The 16,068-nt window shown below is 59.4% G+C and carries 13 protein-coding genes and 1 pseudogene; 13 read left to right on the top strand and 1 reads right to left on the bottom strand.

Annotation, left to right across the window (positions count from 1 at the left end):
• Nucleotide 1 precedes the first annotated feature (1 nt).
• Genes trbF through ACODTW_RS13235 form a run of 5 tightly spaced genes read left to right on the top strand, consistent with a single transcriptional unit; the run spans nucleotide 2 to nucleotide 3,482 of the window.
• A complete protein-coding gene (trbF, locus tag ACODTW_RS13255; protein WP_488946488.1) occupies nucleotides 2–709 on the top strand; it encodes a conjugal transfer protein TrbF in 708 nt (235 codons plus the stop codon).
• Nucleotides 706–1,686, top strand: a complete 981-nt coding sequence (gene trbG / locus ACODTW_RS13250; protein ID WP_488946487.1) for a P-type conjugative transfer protein TrbG — start codon at nucleotides 706–708, stop codon at nucleotides 1,684–1,686. Before trbF ends, trbG begins: the two co-directional genes overlap by 4 nt.
• The gene (locus tag ACODTW_RS13245) at nucleotides 1,683–2,861 is read left to right on the top strand and encodes a TraB/TrbI/VirB10 family type IV secretion system protein (protein ID WP_488946486.1); all 1,179 of its coding nucleotides are present in this window, start codon (nucleotides 1,683–1,685) and stop codon (nucleotides 2,859–2,861) included. The genes trbG and ACODTW_RS13245 overlap by 4 nt, the downstream gene beginning before the upstream one ends.
• 3 nt (nucleotides 2,862–2,864) lie before the next feature.
• The gene (locus tag ACODTW_RS13240) at nucleotides 2,865–3,161 is read left to right on the top strand and encodes a DUF2274 domain-containing protein (protein WP_488946485.1); all 297 of its coding nucleotides are present in this window, start codon (nucleotides 2,865–2,867) and stop codon (nucleotides 3,159–3,161) included.
• Nucleotides 3,162–3,164: 3 nt separating this feature from the next.
• Nucleotides 3,165–3,482 (top strand): DUF736 domain-containing protein, encoded by a 318-nt coding sequence (locus tag ACODTW_RS13235; RefSeq protein ID WP_488946484.1) that lies wholly within the window; start codon nucleotides 3,165–3,167, stop codon nucleotides 3,480–3,482.
• 242 nt (nucleotides 3,483–3,724) lie between these two features.
• On the opposite strand, the pseudogene ACODTW_RS13230 reads toward ACODTW_RS13235, so the two are convergent.
• Nucleotides 3,725–4,869, bottom strand: a pseudogene (locus ACODTW_RS13230) (IS3 family transposase).
• 268 nt (nucleotides 4,870–5,137) lie between these two features.
• Here ACODTW_RS13230 and ACODTW_RS13225 point away from each other — a divergent pair.
• The 8 genes from ACODTW_RS13225 to ACODTW_RS13190 all read left to right on the top strand — a co-directional run bounded on the left by ACODTW_RS13225 (nucleotide 5,138) and on the right by ACODTW_RS13190 (nucleotide 15,965).
• Nucleotides 5,138–6,295: a cysteine desulfurase family protein gene (locus ACODTW_RS13225; RefSeq protein ID WP_488946483.1), complete on the top strand. Its 1,158-nt coding sequence runs from the start codon at nucleotides 5,138–5,140 to the stop codon at nucleotides 6,293–6,295.
• Nucleotides 6,296–6,297: 2 nt separating this feature from the next.
• A complete protein-coding gene (gene dndC / locus ACODTW_RS13220; protein ID WP_488946506.1) occupies nucleotides 6,298–7,431 on the top strand; it encodes a DNA phosphorothioation system sulfurtransferase DndC in 1,134 nt (377 codons plus the stop codon).
• Nucleotides 7,428–9,662, top strand: a complete 2,235-nt coding sequence (locus ACODTW_RS13215; RefSeq protein ID WP_488946482.1) for an AAA family ATPase — start codon at nucleotides 7,428–7,430, stop codon at nucleotides 9,660–9,662. The genes dndC and ACODTW_RS13215 overlap by 4 nt, the downstream gene beginning before the upstream one ends.
• A complete protein-coding gene (locus ACODTW_RS13210; RefSeq protein WP_488946481.1) occupies nucleotides 9,659–10,096 on the top strand; it encodes a DndE family protein in 438 nt (145 codons plus the stop codon). The genes ACODTW_RS13215 and ACODTW_RS13210 overlap by 4 nt, the downstream gene beginning before the upstream one ends.
• Before the next feature lie 314 nt (nucleotides 10,097–10,410).
• A complete protein-coding gene (locus ACODTW_RS13205) occupies nucleotides 10,411–12,435 on the top strand; it encodes an AAA family ATPase (RefSeq protein WP_488946505.1) in 2,025 nt (674 codons plus the stop codon).
• A complete protein-coding gene (locus tag ACODTW_RS13200; RefSeq protein WP_488946480.1) occupies nucleotides 12,435–13,913 on the top strand; it encodes an FtsK/SpoIIIE domain-containing protein in 1,479 nt (492 codons plus the stop codon). The genes ACODTW_RS13205 and ACODTW_RS13200 overlap by 1 nt, the downstream gene beginning before the upstream one ends.
• Nucleotides 13,914–15,077, top strand: a complete 1,164-nt coding sequence (locus ACODTW_RS13195; RefSeq protein ID WP_488946479.1) for an AAA family ATPase — start codon at nucleotides 13,914–13,916, stop codon at nucleotides 15,075–15,077.
• Complete coding sequence (locus tag ACODTW_RS13190; RefSeq protein ID WP_488946478.1) at nucleotides 15,078–15,965, top strand: hypothetical protein; 888 nt, start codon at nucleotides 15,078–15,080, stop codon at nucleotides 15,963–15,965.
• Nucleotides 15,966–16,068: the final 103 nt, after the last annotated feature.

Raw genomic sequence — 16,068 nt, 5'->3', positions numbered from 1 at the left:
CATGTTCAAGCGCACCCTGCAACGTTACGGCATCATGCCGGAACCGGTGACACCTTATCAGAAGGCGGCCCAACTCTGGGATGAGCGGATTGGCAGCGCCCGTGTCCAGGCCCGGAACTGGCAGCTGATGGCTTTCGGATGTCTGGGGCTGGCCGTTGGGCTGGCGGGCATCGTGGCCTGGCAATCGGGCCAAAGCCGGATCATCCCCTATGTGGTGGAGATCGATCGGCTGGGCGAGGCCCGAGCCATCGCACCGGCGACCAGCGCCTATCAGCCCACCGATGCCCAGGTCGCCTATTACCTGGGGCGCTTCATCAGCAATGTCCGATCACTCTCCACCGATCCGGTGCTGGTGCGGCAGAACTGGCTGGCCGCCTATGATTTTGTCGCTGACCGTGCGGCCCTGTTCCTCAATGAGCAGGCCAAGATCAACGATCCTTTCAGCCGCATCGGCACCAACAGCGTGACGGTGCAGGTGACCAGCATCGTCCGCGCGTCCGATCAATCATTCCAGATCAAATGGACCGAGCAGCATTTCGAGCGCGGCAGCCTGGTCCGCACCGACCGCTGGACCTCGATCCTGGCGGTCAGTCTGCGGTCCCCCAGCACGCCGGAAGCCCTGGCCCACAACCCTTTGGGCGTCACCATCACCGCCATTGACTGGTCGCGGGAGTTCGACGCCCAACCCACGCCGAGGAACACGCCATGACCAAGCTGATCCTGCCGGTCCTGATGGCCGGGCTACTCTCCGCCTGCGCGGTCCAACCCAAGAAGCCGCCCGTCATCGCCTATGACAGCAGCGATTTCCGGGCTGCGACGGTTGAACCGGAAGGCCCGTTGCCGGTCCAAATCGTTGAGAAGCCCGTCCCCTTGCCGCTGCCCGGTCAGTTGCAACCTTTGCCAGCCGCGCCGACCGTTGTAACGCCCGACAATCGCCTCCCGACCCAGCGTGTCACGGACGCCAACAAGGCAGCCACGCTGGAGCCTACCCGCGGCGGCTATCTCAACGCCATGCAGGTCTATCCCTATACCGAGGGGGCCCTGTATCGGCTCTACGCTGCCCCGGAACGGGTGACCGACATCGCCCTCCAGCCGGGGGAAGCCCTAGTAGCCGTGTCCGCCGGCGACACGGTGCGCTGGATCATCGGTGACACGAGCAGCGGGGCAGGGGAGGCGAGCCGGGTGCATGTGCTGGTCAAACCGATTGCTGCCAGCCTCACCACCAACTTGGTCATTACCACCGACCGGCGCGCTTACCACCTGCTGCTGGAAAGCACCCTGCAGACTGCTATGGCCTCGCTGTCCTGGATTTACCCGCAGGATCAACTGCTGGCCCTGCAACGCCGCAACAGTCAGGCAGCGGCAACGCAACCCGTCGCCACCGGCCTGTCCTTGGAAAACCTGCATTTCCGTTACGCCATCACCGGCGACAATCCGCCCTGGCGGCCGCAGCGGGTTTTTGACGATGATGCCAAGGTCTATATCGAGTTCCCCAGCCGCCTGGACCAGGGCGAGGCCCCACCCCTGTTTGTAATCGGCCCCCAGGGTGAGGCGCAATTGGTGAACTACCGCGTCCGCGGACGGCACTACATCGTGGACAGGCTCTTCGCTGCGGCGGAATTGCGTCTGGGCAGTGAGCCGCAGCAGGTTGTGCGGATCGAACGCACGGACGGGAGGCCATTATGACGACGGCCCCTGCCGACACGAAGCAGCCGCCCGAAAAGTTGGAACTGCGGGCTGCCCCGCGCCGGGCTCTGCGCCTGCGACGTGGGGTGATCATTGGCGGCAGCGGCATTGCCACCGGTGCCATCCTGACCCTGACCATGTTGTCTCTCCAGACTCCGTCCGGTAAACACGACGCCGGGCGTCAGGAACTGGCCCAACCGACCAAGCCACCTGCACCGGAAGGTCTGGCTGGCCTGCCCACCGACTATAGTCAGGTCAAACCCGACACGCCGCTGCTGGGGCCACCACTGCCCGGTGATTTGGGTCGCCCCATCCTGGAGCAGCAGCGCCGTCAGGCAAGCAGCACGCCATGGTCACCCGATGGGCCTCCAAATCAGCCAAGCCCGGAGCAGGTCCAGATCAACCAGGCTCGTCAATCCGGTCTGTTCATCCGCACGGAACCGAAAGCAGCGCCAGCCATTCCAGAAAGTCGGAATGTGGTCGTTCCGAGGCCCACGGACACTGACGCGGAAAGTGCCGCACCTGACGCCCCCCAGCGCAAGCTCGACTTCCTGGCCCGTCCCGACAAAGTCGGAATCTACAACCCCTACGCCGAACAGCAACCTCCGTCTCCTCATCAGGTCATGGCGGGCAGCATCATTGCTGCCGCCCTTGTCACAGGCCTCAACTCCGACCTGCCGGGCACTGTGACAGCCCAGGTGACCGAGAATGTCTACGACACCGTCACCGGCCAGATCCTGCTGATCCCCCAAGGTACGCGCCTGATTGGCACCTATGACAGCCGCGTCAGCTTTGGGCAGGAGCGTGCGTTGCTGGTCTGGCAGCGCCTGATCCGCCCCGATGGCTCATCCCTGCAACTGGACAACCTGCCCGCCAGCGATACCCAGGGTAGGTCTGGCCTCTCCGACGAAGTGGATTTCCATACAGGCCGCCTGCTGAAGGGCATCGCCATGGCGACGCTGCTAGGTATCGGTACCGAACTGACCTTCGGGCAGCAGGAAAGCGAATTGGTCCGGGCGGTCAGGGAATCCGTCCAGCAAAACGCCGACCGCGCTGGCCAGCGTCTGGTTGAACGCAATCTCGACATCCAACCAACCCTGACCGTCCGCCCCGGCTGGCCGCTGCGCGTCATCGTGCACCGCGACCTGATCCTGTCGCCCTACCGTGGAGGCTGATCCATGTTAAAGCTCCCCAAGCTCCCCGACCGCACACCAGTGAAGCTGACCATCACCCTCAATCCGGAACTGCACCAGCGGCTGCAGTCCTACGCTGCCGTTTACCGGGAAACCTATGGCACGACCGAGCCGGTGGCCGATCTGATCCCCTACATGCTGGACGCCTTCCTGGACAGCGACCGCGCCTATGCCAAGGCCCGCAAGGAAGACCTGCCACCCATCAAGGAAGCCACCCGCCGCCGAGGTCACCGTAAAGCCAATGACGACATCCCCGCCACTACCAGCACGACGGAGGTCTGAGCCATGAACACCATCGGTCACTTCAAGCTGGCCAAGGACGGCGGCTGGATTGGCACCATCCGCACCCTCACCATCAACGCCAAGGTCCGCCTCGTTCCCAACGATAACCGGGACCAGGAGAATGCACCGATTTACCGCCTGCTGATCGGCTGCGACCGCGTCGGTGACGCTTGGGAGGCGGAGACGACGGGTGATGAACCCCGCTCTTATCTCCGGGTGCTCTTCGATGACCCCGCCCTGGCTGACCCCATCAGTGCCGCCCTGTTCCCCAACGAAGATGGGATTTCGGCAAAGCTCATATGGAACCGCCACCGCCGATAATTGGCAAAGGCTTGTTGTGGCTGCATGGGGCCGGGAGCGGAAGGGGTGGTCCTCTGTTGCTGGACAGTTTGGTAAGCTTGGTTCGCCCGGAGGAAGGACGACCGACACGACGGGACAGAGGAAGCGATAGTCAACGGAATTCAAGGCGAAGGTGGCGTTGGAGGCGATCCGAGGTGAGTCGGCCACAGCGTCGCAAGATTCCCGTTAATCTGCGGATGACCCGCTCCCCAATGTGTGTCCGGCTATAAATAGAGTCCTCTGGTTTGATTTGTGTGTTGAAGGACGTTCAGGAGCGGGGGCATGCCCCCGCTCCTGAACGTTGCGAACTGGGCGGGCGACATTCCGCCCAGGGTGGAATGGGGTCGAATATTGTTGTAGTCTGCTCGCCAGTCGGCCAGCACCTGCCGGGCGTGGAACAGACCGTGGAACAGGGTTTCATTCAGGCATTCATCGCGCAAGCGTCCGTTGAAACTTTCCACGAACGCATTCTGGGTGGGCTTGCCGGGCTGGATATAGTGCCATTCAACCCCAGTGGCCTGCGTCCAGGCCAGGATCGCCCTGGAAATGAACTCGCTGCCATTGTCGCTGACAATCATCAGCGGCTTGGCCCGAACGGCGATGACGGCGTCCAGCTCCCGCACCACCCGCTTGCCGGACAGCGAGGTGTCCGCCACCAGAGCCAGGCATTCGCGTGAGAAATCATCCACCACGGCCAGGATGCGGAACCGCCTTCCATCGCTGAACGCATCCGACACGAAATCCAGGCTCTAGCGCTGGTTGGGCGCTTGCGGCACGCTCATCGGCGCCCGCGTGCCCAGCGCGCGTTTGCGGCCACGCCGCCGGCGCACCGCCAGCCCTTCCTCCCGATAAATCCGCAGCAGCTTCTTGTGGTTCACCGCCATCCCCTCCCGGGCCAGCAGATATCCCAGACGCCGATAGCCGAACCGGCGCCGCTCCGATGCCAGCTCCCGCAGCCTTTGCCGCAAGGCACCGTCATCGCTGCGCCGCGACCGATAACGGATCGTCCGGCGATGCACCTTCAGAACAGAGCAGGCCCGCCGCTCGCTGACACCACACGCCGCCCGCAGATAGGCGACCGTCCGGCGCAATGCCGCGGGCCTCACCACTTTTTTCCGGCCACCTCGCGCAGCATGGCGTTGTCCAGCATCGCCTCCGCCAGAAGCTTCTTCAGACGGCTGTTCTCATCCTCCAGGCCCTTCAGACGCTTGGCCTCAGACACCTCCAACCCGCCATATTTCGACTTCCAGGTGTAGAATTTCGCCTCCTATATCCCCTGGCGGCGGCAAATGTCCGCCGTCTTATGACCGGCCTCCTGCTCCCGCAGGACCCCGATGATCAGCTCCTCACTGAAACGGCTCTTCTTCATCGCATAGCCCTCCTCGGTCAGGAGAACTCTACTTCACAGCGGACACATTTCCAGGCAGCAGGTCACGGAGCTTCTATCCAACATCCAGTCTGCACAGTAGGGATGAGGGACATTGACGTGAACACGATCGATCGCTTAGAGGGAGGTGTGGAAACACTGACACCAAGGATGGTTGGCAACATCATGTGCACCTTTGAGGCCAATGGCATCGTTTTCGTGAGAGCCGATGCTGAAGGTCCTCTTGAGACAACTGGCGGACGAAACATAAATGCCGGGCAAACCCATCTATCTCGATTACCACTCCCATTCGCCCGTTGAGCCACGCGTCCTGCAGCTCATGATGGATGCATATGTTCATGTCGACGCCAATCCTCACTCCACGCACAAGCATGGCGAGGCGGCTCACGCCGCCGTCGAGGGAGCGAGATCTCAAATTGCCCAGCTTCTTGGCTCACGCAGATCAGAAGTTCTGTTTACATCCGGCGCAACAGAGTCGAACAACTTGGCGTTGGAGGGATTGGCAGAGCATCTGCGGGGTCTAGGGAAGAAGCGCATCGCCGTCTCGGCCATCGAGCACGCGTCCATCATCGAGAAGGCGGGCGATCTGAACCATCAAGGGTGGATCGTCGACGTCCTGCCGGTCAAGAACACTGGACAGCTGGATCTCGAGGCTCTCGAAGCAATCCTGGATGAAAGCACAGGGCTGGTCTCGGTCGCCTGGGCTAATCATGAGATCGGCGTCGTCCAGCCGATGGACGAGATATCTCGCATTGTGCGCAACAAGGGCGCCTTGCTGCATTCCGATCTAGCGCAGATCGCCGGCAAGTTGCCGGTCTCGACATCTCCGCTCGACCTAGCCAGCGTCTCGGCGCACAAGCTGGGGGGGCCGACCGGTATTGGTGCGCTGTACGTCTCCCGCCGCCTACGTCCAAAGCTGTCGCCCATGCTGTTTGGCGGTGGACAAGAAGGTGGTGCGCGATCAGGCACGTTGTCGCCGCCTCTTTGTGTCGGCTTTGGCGCTGCATGCGAGATCGCTAGGGTGGAGATGGCTCAGGAGTCGGTGCGCGTGGCTCGCCTGAGGGACAGGTTGCGATCACGCATTCTGGCTCTGCAGGGTGTAGTCCAAAATGGAGATGACCAAGCCAGATTGCCGGGGAATCTCAACCTTCGCTTCGAAGAAGTCGATGGCGAAGCGCTGGTCCTTCGGCTACAAGAAGAGGTGTCCCTGTCCACGGGTTCTGCTTGCAGCGCTAAGACACTTGAGCCCTCGCATGTCTTGCTGGCAATCGGCTTGTCGAGGCCGCAGGCCGAGACGAGCGTACGCATCGGCCTGGGGCATGGCACGACTGCCCAGGAGGTTGAAAAAGCGGCAGATGCAATTGAACGTGCGGTCGCGGCATTACGCTCGGCCAGGAGAAGGACGTGACGATGGCCAGTGCGATGGAGCGGAATGTCTTGCCGGGCGACCAGTTGGGTGATCGGCTGAAGACCATACTCGCTGATCTTCGAGAAGAGTACCTTCAACCGCATTCGACGCCATGGATACTCGGTTTCTCGGGGGGCAAGGATAGCACCCTGCTGGCGCAGTTGGTTTGCGAGATGCTTCTGTCGCTTCCCCCGCGGAAGCGTCAACGAGCCCTTCACATCGTAGCCAATGACACACTCGTCGAATCCCCTGTAATTGCAAACCACCTCGATATGGTGCTGGAGCGCATGCGCCAAGCGGTAGAGCCCTTGCGCCTGCCGATTATCGTTGCCAAGACCGTTCCTGACGTCGAGCAGACCTTCTGGGTTAATCTCATCGGTCGGGGATATCCATCGCCAAGCCGAATGTTCCGCTGGTGCACCGATCGCATGAAGATCGCGCCGACCACCACCTACATTAAGACGCAGGTCGATGAATCGGGTGAGACCATTCTGCTGCTCGGCGTTCGCAGCGCAGAGTCTGCCCAGCGACGGCGCAGCGTTGCTCGCTATGACAATGGCCAGCGCCTTAATCCCCACAACAGCCTGCACAACTGCTTCGTCTACAAGCCAATCGTCGATCTCACCACGGACGAAGTGTGGCAGACGCTGCTGCAGTCGTCGCCGCCTTGGGGTGGTACGCATCGAGATCTCGTCACTATGTATCGGAATGCCGGCGGCGGCGAATGCCCGCTGGTGACCGACAAGTCCGAGGCGCCATCCTGTGGCACGGCCTCGTCGCGTTTCGGTTGCTGGACTTGCACGGTGGTGGAGAAGGACAAGAGCGCCGAGTCGTTCATCGAAGCGGGCTACGGGAATCTGGAGCCCTTGCTGGAGTTCCGAGACTGGCTCAAGGCCCTTCGCGAGGACGGAGCCATGCGCATGGCTACGCGTCGAAACGGTACGCTCAACTTCGTCGGCGAGGGACGTCTCATCCCTGGACCCTTTACGTTGGAGGCGCGCCGGGCGATCCTTGATCGCCTAATCGCAATTCAGGATGAGGTCGACATGCAGCTAGTATCGCCGGTCGAGATCGATGTGATCCAGCGGATATGGGCCGAGGACACTATCGCGATGTCGAAGCTAGAAACGGCATGAGCGATCCAGCAATTCATTCCGCCGACGGACTCTCTGCCTTCCTCGACCTTTTGATCGCGGCTCGCAACCTCTACGGCTCAAGCGGCAATCGCAGGCGTCTGTTCAATCGCTTCGATGAGGTTCTTTCCGCCTCCACCAACTGGTCCGCCATCGAGTGGAACCCAACCGTCACTCGCTCTGCCCGGCCATTCCGCTTCCGGCGCATCCTCCTGCGCAACTGGAAGGCTTTTGAACGCGCCGAACTGGACTTTTCAGCGCCTCAGAACAGGCCAGTGGCGCTGATCGGCGGGAACAACGGCAACGGCAAGACCAGTATCCTCGAAGCCATGGCTATGGGCCTCTATGGAATTCGTGCGCATATTGATCGGTCGCGCCTAAGCCGCGACGGCGGGGACGCAGCCGCCCCAAGGCGTTCCGACTATCGCCAGACGATCGAGCGGGCGATGCATCGGCATGCATTCGAGCGCGGCGAGCGGGATATGTCGGTCGTGATCGAGGTCGATTGCGAGGATGGTCCCTTCGAGATTGAACGACACTGGTACTTTGGCGACGATGGATCGTTCGTCGAGGACGACGAGGAATTAGTGCTCAGACTGGGCGACGACCGCCACATCCTGAGCCCGCCGGCCGACGTGCCGGGAACTGAATACGCATTCTACGAGATCGAACGTCGCATCGCACCGGCCAGCATGCTCCCTTTCCTGTTGTTCGACGGCGAGCAGATTAGGAGCCTCGCCCAACGCGAATTGGGCGAACAAGTTCGTTTCGGCTTGGAGAGCGCCCTTGGGGTTGGAGTCATCAAGGCCTTGCTCGACGACCTTTCGGACTATGCCCGTGATCGCAGCAAGGACGCGCAGGCTGATGGGCTCGAAGCGTCCTTGTCTGCGCAGATCACAACCTTGACGGACGAACTCTCGAGAACGCGGACTGAACTCGATAAAGTGGAGTCTTCGCTCAAACCCTTGCGCCGTCGACGTGATGAGATCGTTCGATCCATCGGCTCCATCGGCGACGGCACGTATCAGGAGCGCCACGCCGACTTAGAACTGCGAAAGAGGCTCGAAGCTGAATTGCACGCGGCGAGGCATGAACTGCAGGTATCGGGTGTAAGACTGCTTCCGTTCCTGCTGATCCCAGCAAAGCTATTGCAGGGCGTGGAGACTGCTTTGGATTTCGCAGCGCGATCCACCTCGCTGTCGCGAGGTCAAGAAGAGCGGATGCTGCGTGAATTGGTCGCGGCACTTGCCCAAACGAAACCTCCGCTGCCGAGCACCCGCCTGGCGGATTTCGCGCGGCGGACCAAAGAAGCTTGGAAGAGCTCGGTTGGCGCCAAGAACGACTCGATGGATGCGACTGTACACGGTTATCTCACGGGCCATGATGTTCGCCGGGTTCATGAAATGGTTACTGCCTCCCGGGCTTCCGCGCGCAGTGGGATCGACGCGATGCTCCGCAGAATTCTTGAACTGACGGAATCGTTGGCTCGCATGGACGAGCAGAATCAGAAGCGAATCCGTGCGGAGGAAAGCCGGTCCGGGCTGGTAGCGGAGTTGGAACGGACCAGCCATGAGATTGTTCAACTGGAAAGCCAGCGTCGACTTCTCGATCAGGTCGCCGGCAAGCTCGAAGCGCAGATCGAACCTTTGGAACAAGACCTTAACCGACGGAGGGGGCTGCGGCGTGGAGCAGGTTCCGGCGCTGTGGGCGCTGATGCCGCGAGGGCCGTCGTACAAGCCGTGCGGGGAGCCATTGCGGCCGCAATGCCGGCGCACTATGAGGGCTTGGCAAGAGCTTTGACGGATGCCTATCGAGGCTTGGCGCACAAGGGGATCGTTCAGACCATTGCAATCGCGCAAGATGGCAATGTGGCTCTGCTCGACGCTCAGGGCCGAAATCTGCGCGACACAGATGCTTCTGCAGGGGAGAACCAGATCTTCGCTATGGCGCTGATCGCTGCAATCTCGGGCTTGGGGGGAGAACCGCTGCCGCTGGTGATCGACACCCCTCTGGGGCGTCTTGACACCGACCACCGCGACCGAGTGCTGGATTATGTTGCCTCTCGCAGATCTCAAACCATTCTGCTGTCCCAGCCGGAGGAGGTCTCCGGCCGTTACTACGACCGCATCGCTGCCCGCATCGGCTCCGAGCATCACCTTCTTTACTGCTCAGAGAGCGGCGCCTTGGGCAAGACCGTCATCGAGAAAGGGTATTTCCCAAGGAGGGCGGCATGAGCCATACGCGTTCACCGCTCCAGATAGGCGATATCTCGCGAGCCGACTTCCGGACATCGTTCGCCGCCGATGCCGAGAACTCGCGCATCCAAAAAGCCTTCGACCTCCCCTATCGATATCAACCCGCGCGCTTGGCGATCTCGTTATCCCTTCGACAGCCCGGACCTCCCAAGCCCATCCCGGATAATGGAGGACGTCCGATCAAAGGGGACACGCTATTCGGCCAGGACGAGGCCGACTTGACGCTTTGGATCGCACTGATTGTAGAGCATTCTGGTTTGGTTGGGCTTACCCGCCGCGACTTCCAGGATCTGGTAGCAGCCCACTGGGGACAAGGCATGACTCTGTTGTCGAAGTCAGTCGGCACGGCGTCATCGATTGAGGACGCATTCGCGCGGTTGATGCTCGCGACGCCCTCCGGAGGTGCGGATTGATACCGGTCAGCGAATAGATCAACCAAAACCCATGGATTTGCATCGCCCGAGCGAGTAGCTTACTATTCTTTTTCGCCGATGTTGTGCATATTTAGCGCTTTGGGGGGAGCACATGAAGAACAAAGCTTCCAGGGCGCAGATCATAGCCGATGTCTGTGCCGAAGAGGGCGTCGATCAATCCTTCATTGAGGCACTGCTGGACTTGGAAACCCAGCACGGTGATCTCTTAGCCTGGGGTGCCAGACCGCATCTGCGCCGGGACGTCGCTGCGATCGTAGAGACAGCATTAGCCAAGCACCGAGCAGAGGGTGGCGATGAAGCTCCTCGGGGTTAAACTTCAGAACATCTTCGCATACCGTGACGCCGATTTTGATTTCTCGGGTACGTCACCGGCCCAAAATATCGTTTTGATCTGGGGACGGAACGGCATGGGGAAGACCAGCTTCCTCAATGCGATGAAGCTGTTGTTCACTGGACACGACAAGACCGATTTGCGTCGCGTGGGGTTTCCCCCCGTATCGCTCAAGGACCAGCAGTATGTCCTGGGCGATGGTTCGCGTTGGACTGGGGTCATCAATCGGGAGGCACGACGGCGTGCGTTGATACTTGGCGAGCCGGTCACAGCGCACATCATGGTTTCCTGGCTAGACAACGCTGGCGAAAGGGTCACCGCAACTCGATGGTGGACTGCGGAGGGAGAGAGCTATCAGACTGGCTTGGTGGTCGAGCGCGATGGCAAGCGGAAAACTGGCGGCGTTGCGCAGGACATTCTCGAAGACACAATTCCCTCAGATCTAGTGAAGTTCTTCTTCTTTGACGGCGAGGATATCAAGAGTCTTGCTGAAAGTTCGGGTTCTCATCAGGCTGATTTCAATCGACTATTGCAGATCACATTCCTCGAAGATCTTTCGCGAGAGCTGGTGGCCTTGTCGGGCGACAGGAAGCGCAGCGGCCTCGAGTCCAACCTGCGGCACACTCTCGATGACGCGCAGGCCAATCTCGCCAAGGCCAAATCCCTCCAGGTCACTGCTCGAGAAGAGATTGAGGCGATTGATGCTCAGCTAGGCATCGATGGTATCGAGCTCAGGCGGATTCAGATACGTCGAGCTAACTTGAGCTCGGGTGCCTCGGAAGCGCAGCGCAAGGTCCTGGATGATCAACTCAAGGCCGAGCAGAAAAGACTGGACGACGTCACCAATCAGATTGTCCGGGACCTGCCAAAGGACGCGCCCATTCTTGCAAATCTGAACCTAGTCGGCCAAGCGCTTAAGGAGATCGTAGCGCGCCTGACCCAGGGTAGTGGTGTTGAGTCAGCTTTCGCCAACAGCGTGTCGGAAAGGCTGCGGGATTGGATCGCCGAAGGGTGTCCAGCGCTATCGGAGAGCGAGACCATCAAGCTTTCGGCCTTCTTGTCCGATCGGATGCGCAGTCTTCTTCATGTCGATGGCAGTGGCGGCCTCTTCTCCAACGTAAGTCTGGCGGTGCTCGAGCGCATCGTTGGGCGCTTTGAGAGCTGGGGCGCTGCGGGTGATACGCTACGCTCGGCTCGTAGCCGAATGTTGATCGAAGCTTATGGGTATAGCAAGACCGTGCAGGAGATCACCCGCAGCCTGTTTAACCTCGAGGTTGGTGCCAACGGCAATGCTGACGAATTCCGGGCCGTTTCGAACAAGCTCGTCGAACTGGAAGAAGGCATCGCCAAGCAGAATCAGATGAAAGGTCAGTGGTCCGCGCGACTGACGGAGGCCGGTTTGGCCGAGAAGAAATGGGCCGCAGAAGTCAAGCGCCTTGAGGAATCGCAGGATCAGGTCTCCCAAGCTGCGCGTGATAGCAGGTTCGTCCTCAAAGCCGCCAAGGCGCTCAACGAGATCAGCGAACGAATAAAGACGGCAACGCGAGCCGAGCTGGAGGCGACGCTGAACGAAAAGTTCAGGCTCATCATCCAGCACCCCCTCATCGATCGAATTGTGCTCGACGAAGGATATGTGCTTACGTTCTACGAGAAAAGTGGAAAGACCATCGGCCGGACAAGTCTGTCGAGCGGCATGAAGCAGCTTGCTGCGACGGCCTTACTATGGGCGATGAAGGACAGCGCGGGTAGTGATGTCCCGGTCATCATCGACACTCCACTGGGCCGTATCGACCGTGAGAACCAGGAACATTTGCTACGCGCGTACTATCCGGCGCTTTCCCATCAGGTTATCATTCTGCCCACTAATGCCGAGATAGACGAACGTAAGCTTGGGCTGCTCACCGACAAGGTGGCCAAGCACTACCGCATTCGCAACGACAGTGGCGACGCGGCCAGCGTCGAGGACAAACCGTTGGTGGAAATCTGATGGTCGCACGGGTTCAACTCACTGAGAAGGACAAGGACTTTATCGAGCGCGTGCGGGGTGAGGGGTGGCGGCGCCCAGGTGCTGACTACTGGACCGTGGCTCGACTGGCTCTTGCTCGGTCCTTGCAGCTACCGTCGCCTCCTGACCCGGAGGCGTTTCCTGTGCTGTCTGTGCAGGATCAGGGTATCCAGCTTCACCCAGCCCAGTTGATCGGTGAGACCAAGCCGGGCGAAGAGGACTATTCCGACGTCTACCGCGCGATGATCTCGGTTTACGAGGGGGTAAATCTGTTTACGGACGACGGCGCGTTTCACGCGGCTCTGCAGCGTCATGTCCGTCGTGGGCTGGCCACGCTGGCTGCTGAGTGGACGCATGGCACCGACTTCAACCGTTATCTTCTTCAGAGCATGTTCGCCGAGGGGCCTGAGAGCGAAGAACTTGCCAATGAACTGGGTGAGCAGATAACGAGGGTGATGGCAGAAATGGGGGTGGACGGTCGTCTTATCAGCACCGCACAGGGGCCGCGGCTTTCCAGGTTTACATATCAGCTCGCACTTCTTGACGACTTGAGCCGGCTGAAGCGGGGCGAAGATAAGCTCGCGTTCGGTCTTGGGCTCGGGAACCGAGCGGCAACCGTTTCCAGCGCCTCGGTCGAGCGTCAGGTTTGGGTTGATATTCCGCGCTCACCAAATCAGTGGCGAACGGTTGACTGGAACGATGTCAAAGGATCGCTCCGTTCAAACCAAGCCCAGGAGATGATCCTACCGATCTGCCTCGGCACCGATGTTCTCGGTGCCCCCATGCTCATCGACTTGGCCGAGGCACCGCACTTGTTCCTGGGCGGTACAACGGGCAGCGGCAAGAGCATGACGCTGCACGCCATCCTTCTCTCCCTTCTCGCCGGCCGCCAAGTTCCCGATTTCCTGCTCATCGATCCAAAGGCGGTCGAGTTTGCCGGCTACAAGGGGTTGAAGAACCTTCTCGCCGGCGGTGTCGTGACATCTTCTGGGGATGCACTGGTGGCACTGAATGGGTTGATCGAAGAGATGCAACGTCGCCAAGAAGCATTCGCTGAGCTGGAAGTGCGTGATCTCACCGAGGCACAGGAGGCCGGCTCCGACTTAAGACGAATAGTTGCCGTAGTCGACGAACTCGGTGATCTGTTTATGCAGTCGGAAGACATCGAGATCCCGTTGATCCGATTGGCGCAGAAGGCCAGATCAGCAGGCATCCATCTGGTGCTAGCCACCCAACGGCCGGAGGCTGCTACCTTTCCAGGGATGCTGCGATCAAACGTGCCCAGTCGCGTGGCATTGACGGTCCAGAAAGGCACTGAGTCTCGCATCATTCTAGACGAAGGTGGAGCCGAACACCTGCTTGGTCGCGGCGATATGCTGATCAGATTCAGCGGCCGGCCCATTGTGCGAGCGCATGGGCCTAGAATTCTTGCATCGGATATCAGCGGAGCGGTGAAATAAATGGCCGACTTGACCATCGTCGAATGGAAACTACTCAGAGTGACAGTGGATGAACTCGGCCCTTTTCGCCAAGGAAGGCAGAGCTTCGACATTGTAGGTGCCGATTCCGACGACCCAGGGTCCGAAACGACCGATGCCGCCAACATGTATTTGATCCTGGCCGCGAACGGTTTCGGCAAGACGACGATCCTAGAGGCGATCTTCGGAATTTATGGGTTGCTCAATTCGGACGTTACAGGGAAGTTTGCGGACGGCTCGTTTAAGGGACGCGCTCAGCTCGACATTCGCACGTCGTGGATATTGGATGGTAAGCCGCAGACGTTGATTGTTTCGCTCTGGACCGGAAGCGAGGAACCCGTTGATCCTCTGTCAATGATCGATCTCGAGACGTTTGGGAAGACCGATATCTGGGCCAAACTCGGTCTCTCCGCCAATGGCACCAGCGTTGCAAGACTCGCGGGGACGAATGAACTCGGGATAGTGCTGCATCAAGCCGTGCGACAGGCTCTGAATGTGCCACCCACTGATCTTTTCGGCCTATCGCAGAACATGCCATCGGTTCTCTATTTCCCCGCAGATCGACGTATTGTCGCGCCCAATCGGCATGAGGCGGTCACCAGACCGGATAATTGGGGCTATCAGCCCGCTGTCTATCTCAGTTCGGACGGGCCGGAATGGGGGACGTCGATCGACAACATGCTCATCTGGCTGGAGTGGTTGGCGGCTAGGGAAAACGAGGTTAGGGATCGGCGCATTGATGATCTGCTGGCGTTTGTTAACCGGCTGATCTTCCAGGATTCTCCAGATAAGCGGATTGAGCGTCCTCATCGCGAGGAGCTTCGATCCTATGTAAAAACGCGTTACGGCCTACATCCGCTCAATGCACTTAGCCACGGCGAACGTGCTATGCTGCACATTCTTGCCCGAACGCTCACGCATATGACATCAAACACGATCGTGCTTATCGATGAATTCGAAATCCATCTTCATACTCGATGGATGAGCCGGATGTTTGAAGCGCTTAAAGACCTTCTCCGATCCTATCCGGCAGTGACAATGGTCTTCACGACACACAATCTGGACTTGATAGATCTATATAGATTTGAAACAAAAGAGGACGGCCTGATTAAGGGCGGCTATTTAATCGAGACGGATATCCTCTGAATGCCCGATCTATCCTCACTTAGGGACACGACTGCACTCAGGCATCGCTATGTGCGAAAGGTGATCGTCTATGTGGAGTCGGACAGCGATGCAAACCTCTTCCGGACCATAGTCGGGCCAGGATACAACGAGCATATCCAGTTCGAGACACCTCCGGAAAAGGGCAGGGGCTGCGGCCCCGCTAAGGCATGCGCCGAAAAATATCGCAAAGACAATCCGCAGATTTACGCGCTACTGGACGGCGAGGCGGCAGTTCCCGAAGCCGATGGGTTCGAGCAGTTCGTTAAATCCGATGCAGCCATCTTCTCACTCGGCAAGTCGGATGGCATTCTATATCTGGCAGATCACGAAGCAGAGAACATTCTTTTGCGCCAGGCAGATATCGTAACCTACATCGTGGATCAGACGACGCTGGCGGAGCTCGGCAAGAACAAGCCCGAAGAGGTGAATGAGAAGGTCTCCTCAATCGTGGAGCGTCAATTCCTTGGAGCCTTATACAAATACGCAAGCTATCTGTTGCATGCTGGTGGTAAGATCGCTGGAGTGCTCGCCGGCACGCATGCCAATAACGTGCCAGAAGCAGAAACCAGGAGGCTCTTGGAAGAGCGGGTTCTCAATGGCAGCTGCGATTGGCAGACCTTTGAGGCCGAGTTCAATAAGGTACAAATGCACGTCGTCCTTCACATGGAAACAATGGACGCAAACGACAAGACCACGACGAAGTGGCGTCTAGCTGACGGGAAAATCGCTCTGAAGAATGTACAGCATACCTACCACATCAATGCCACTTGGGAGGTCCCGTTAGCGAAAGAAGTTGCGCAGTCTGACTATGCAAGGCGGTTCAGGGAAGATCTTTTCAGGTTGACCAATATCCGAGTGGCCGCATAGCCCTGTCATGGAGCGCCTTCTCTCGAGCGGACGCTCGCTCTATGAGCTGTTACCCTGTTACCGAACCGTTTTGGGCGGCGTTGAGCGATCATTGTTCCGCTTG

The organism is Niveispirillum sp. FG148, from assembly GCF_057809655.1.
Note: the sequence above shows the minus strand (reverse complement) of the source record. Positions and strands in the feature narration are given on the sequence as shown.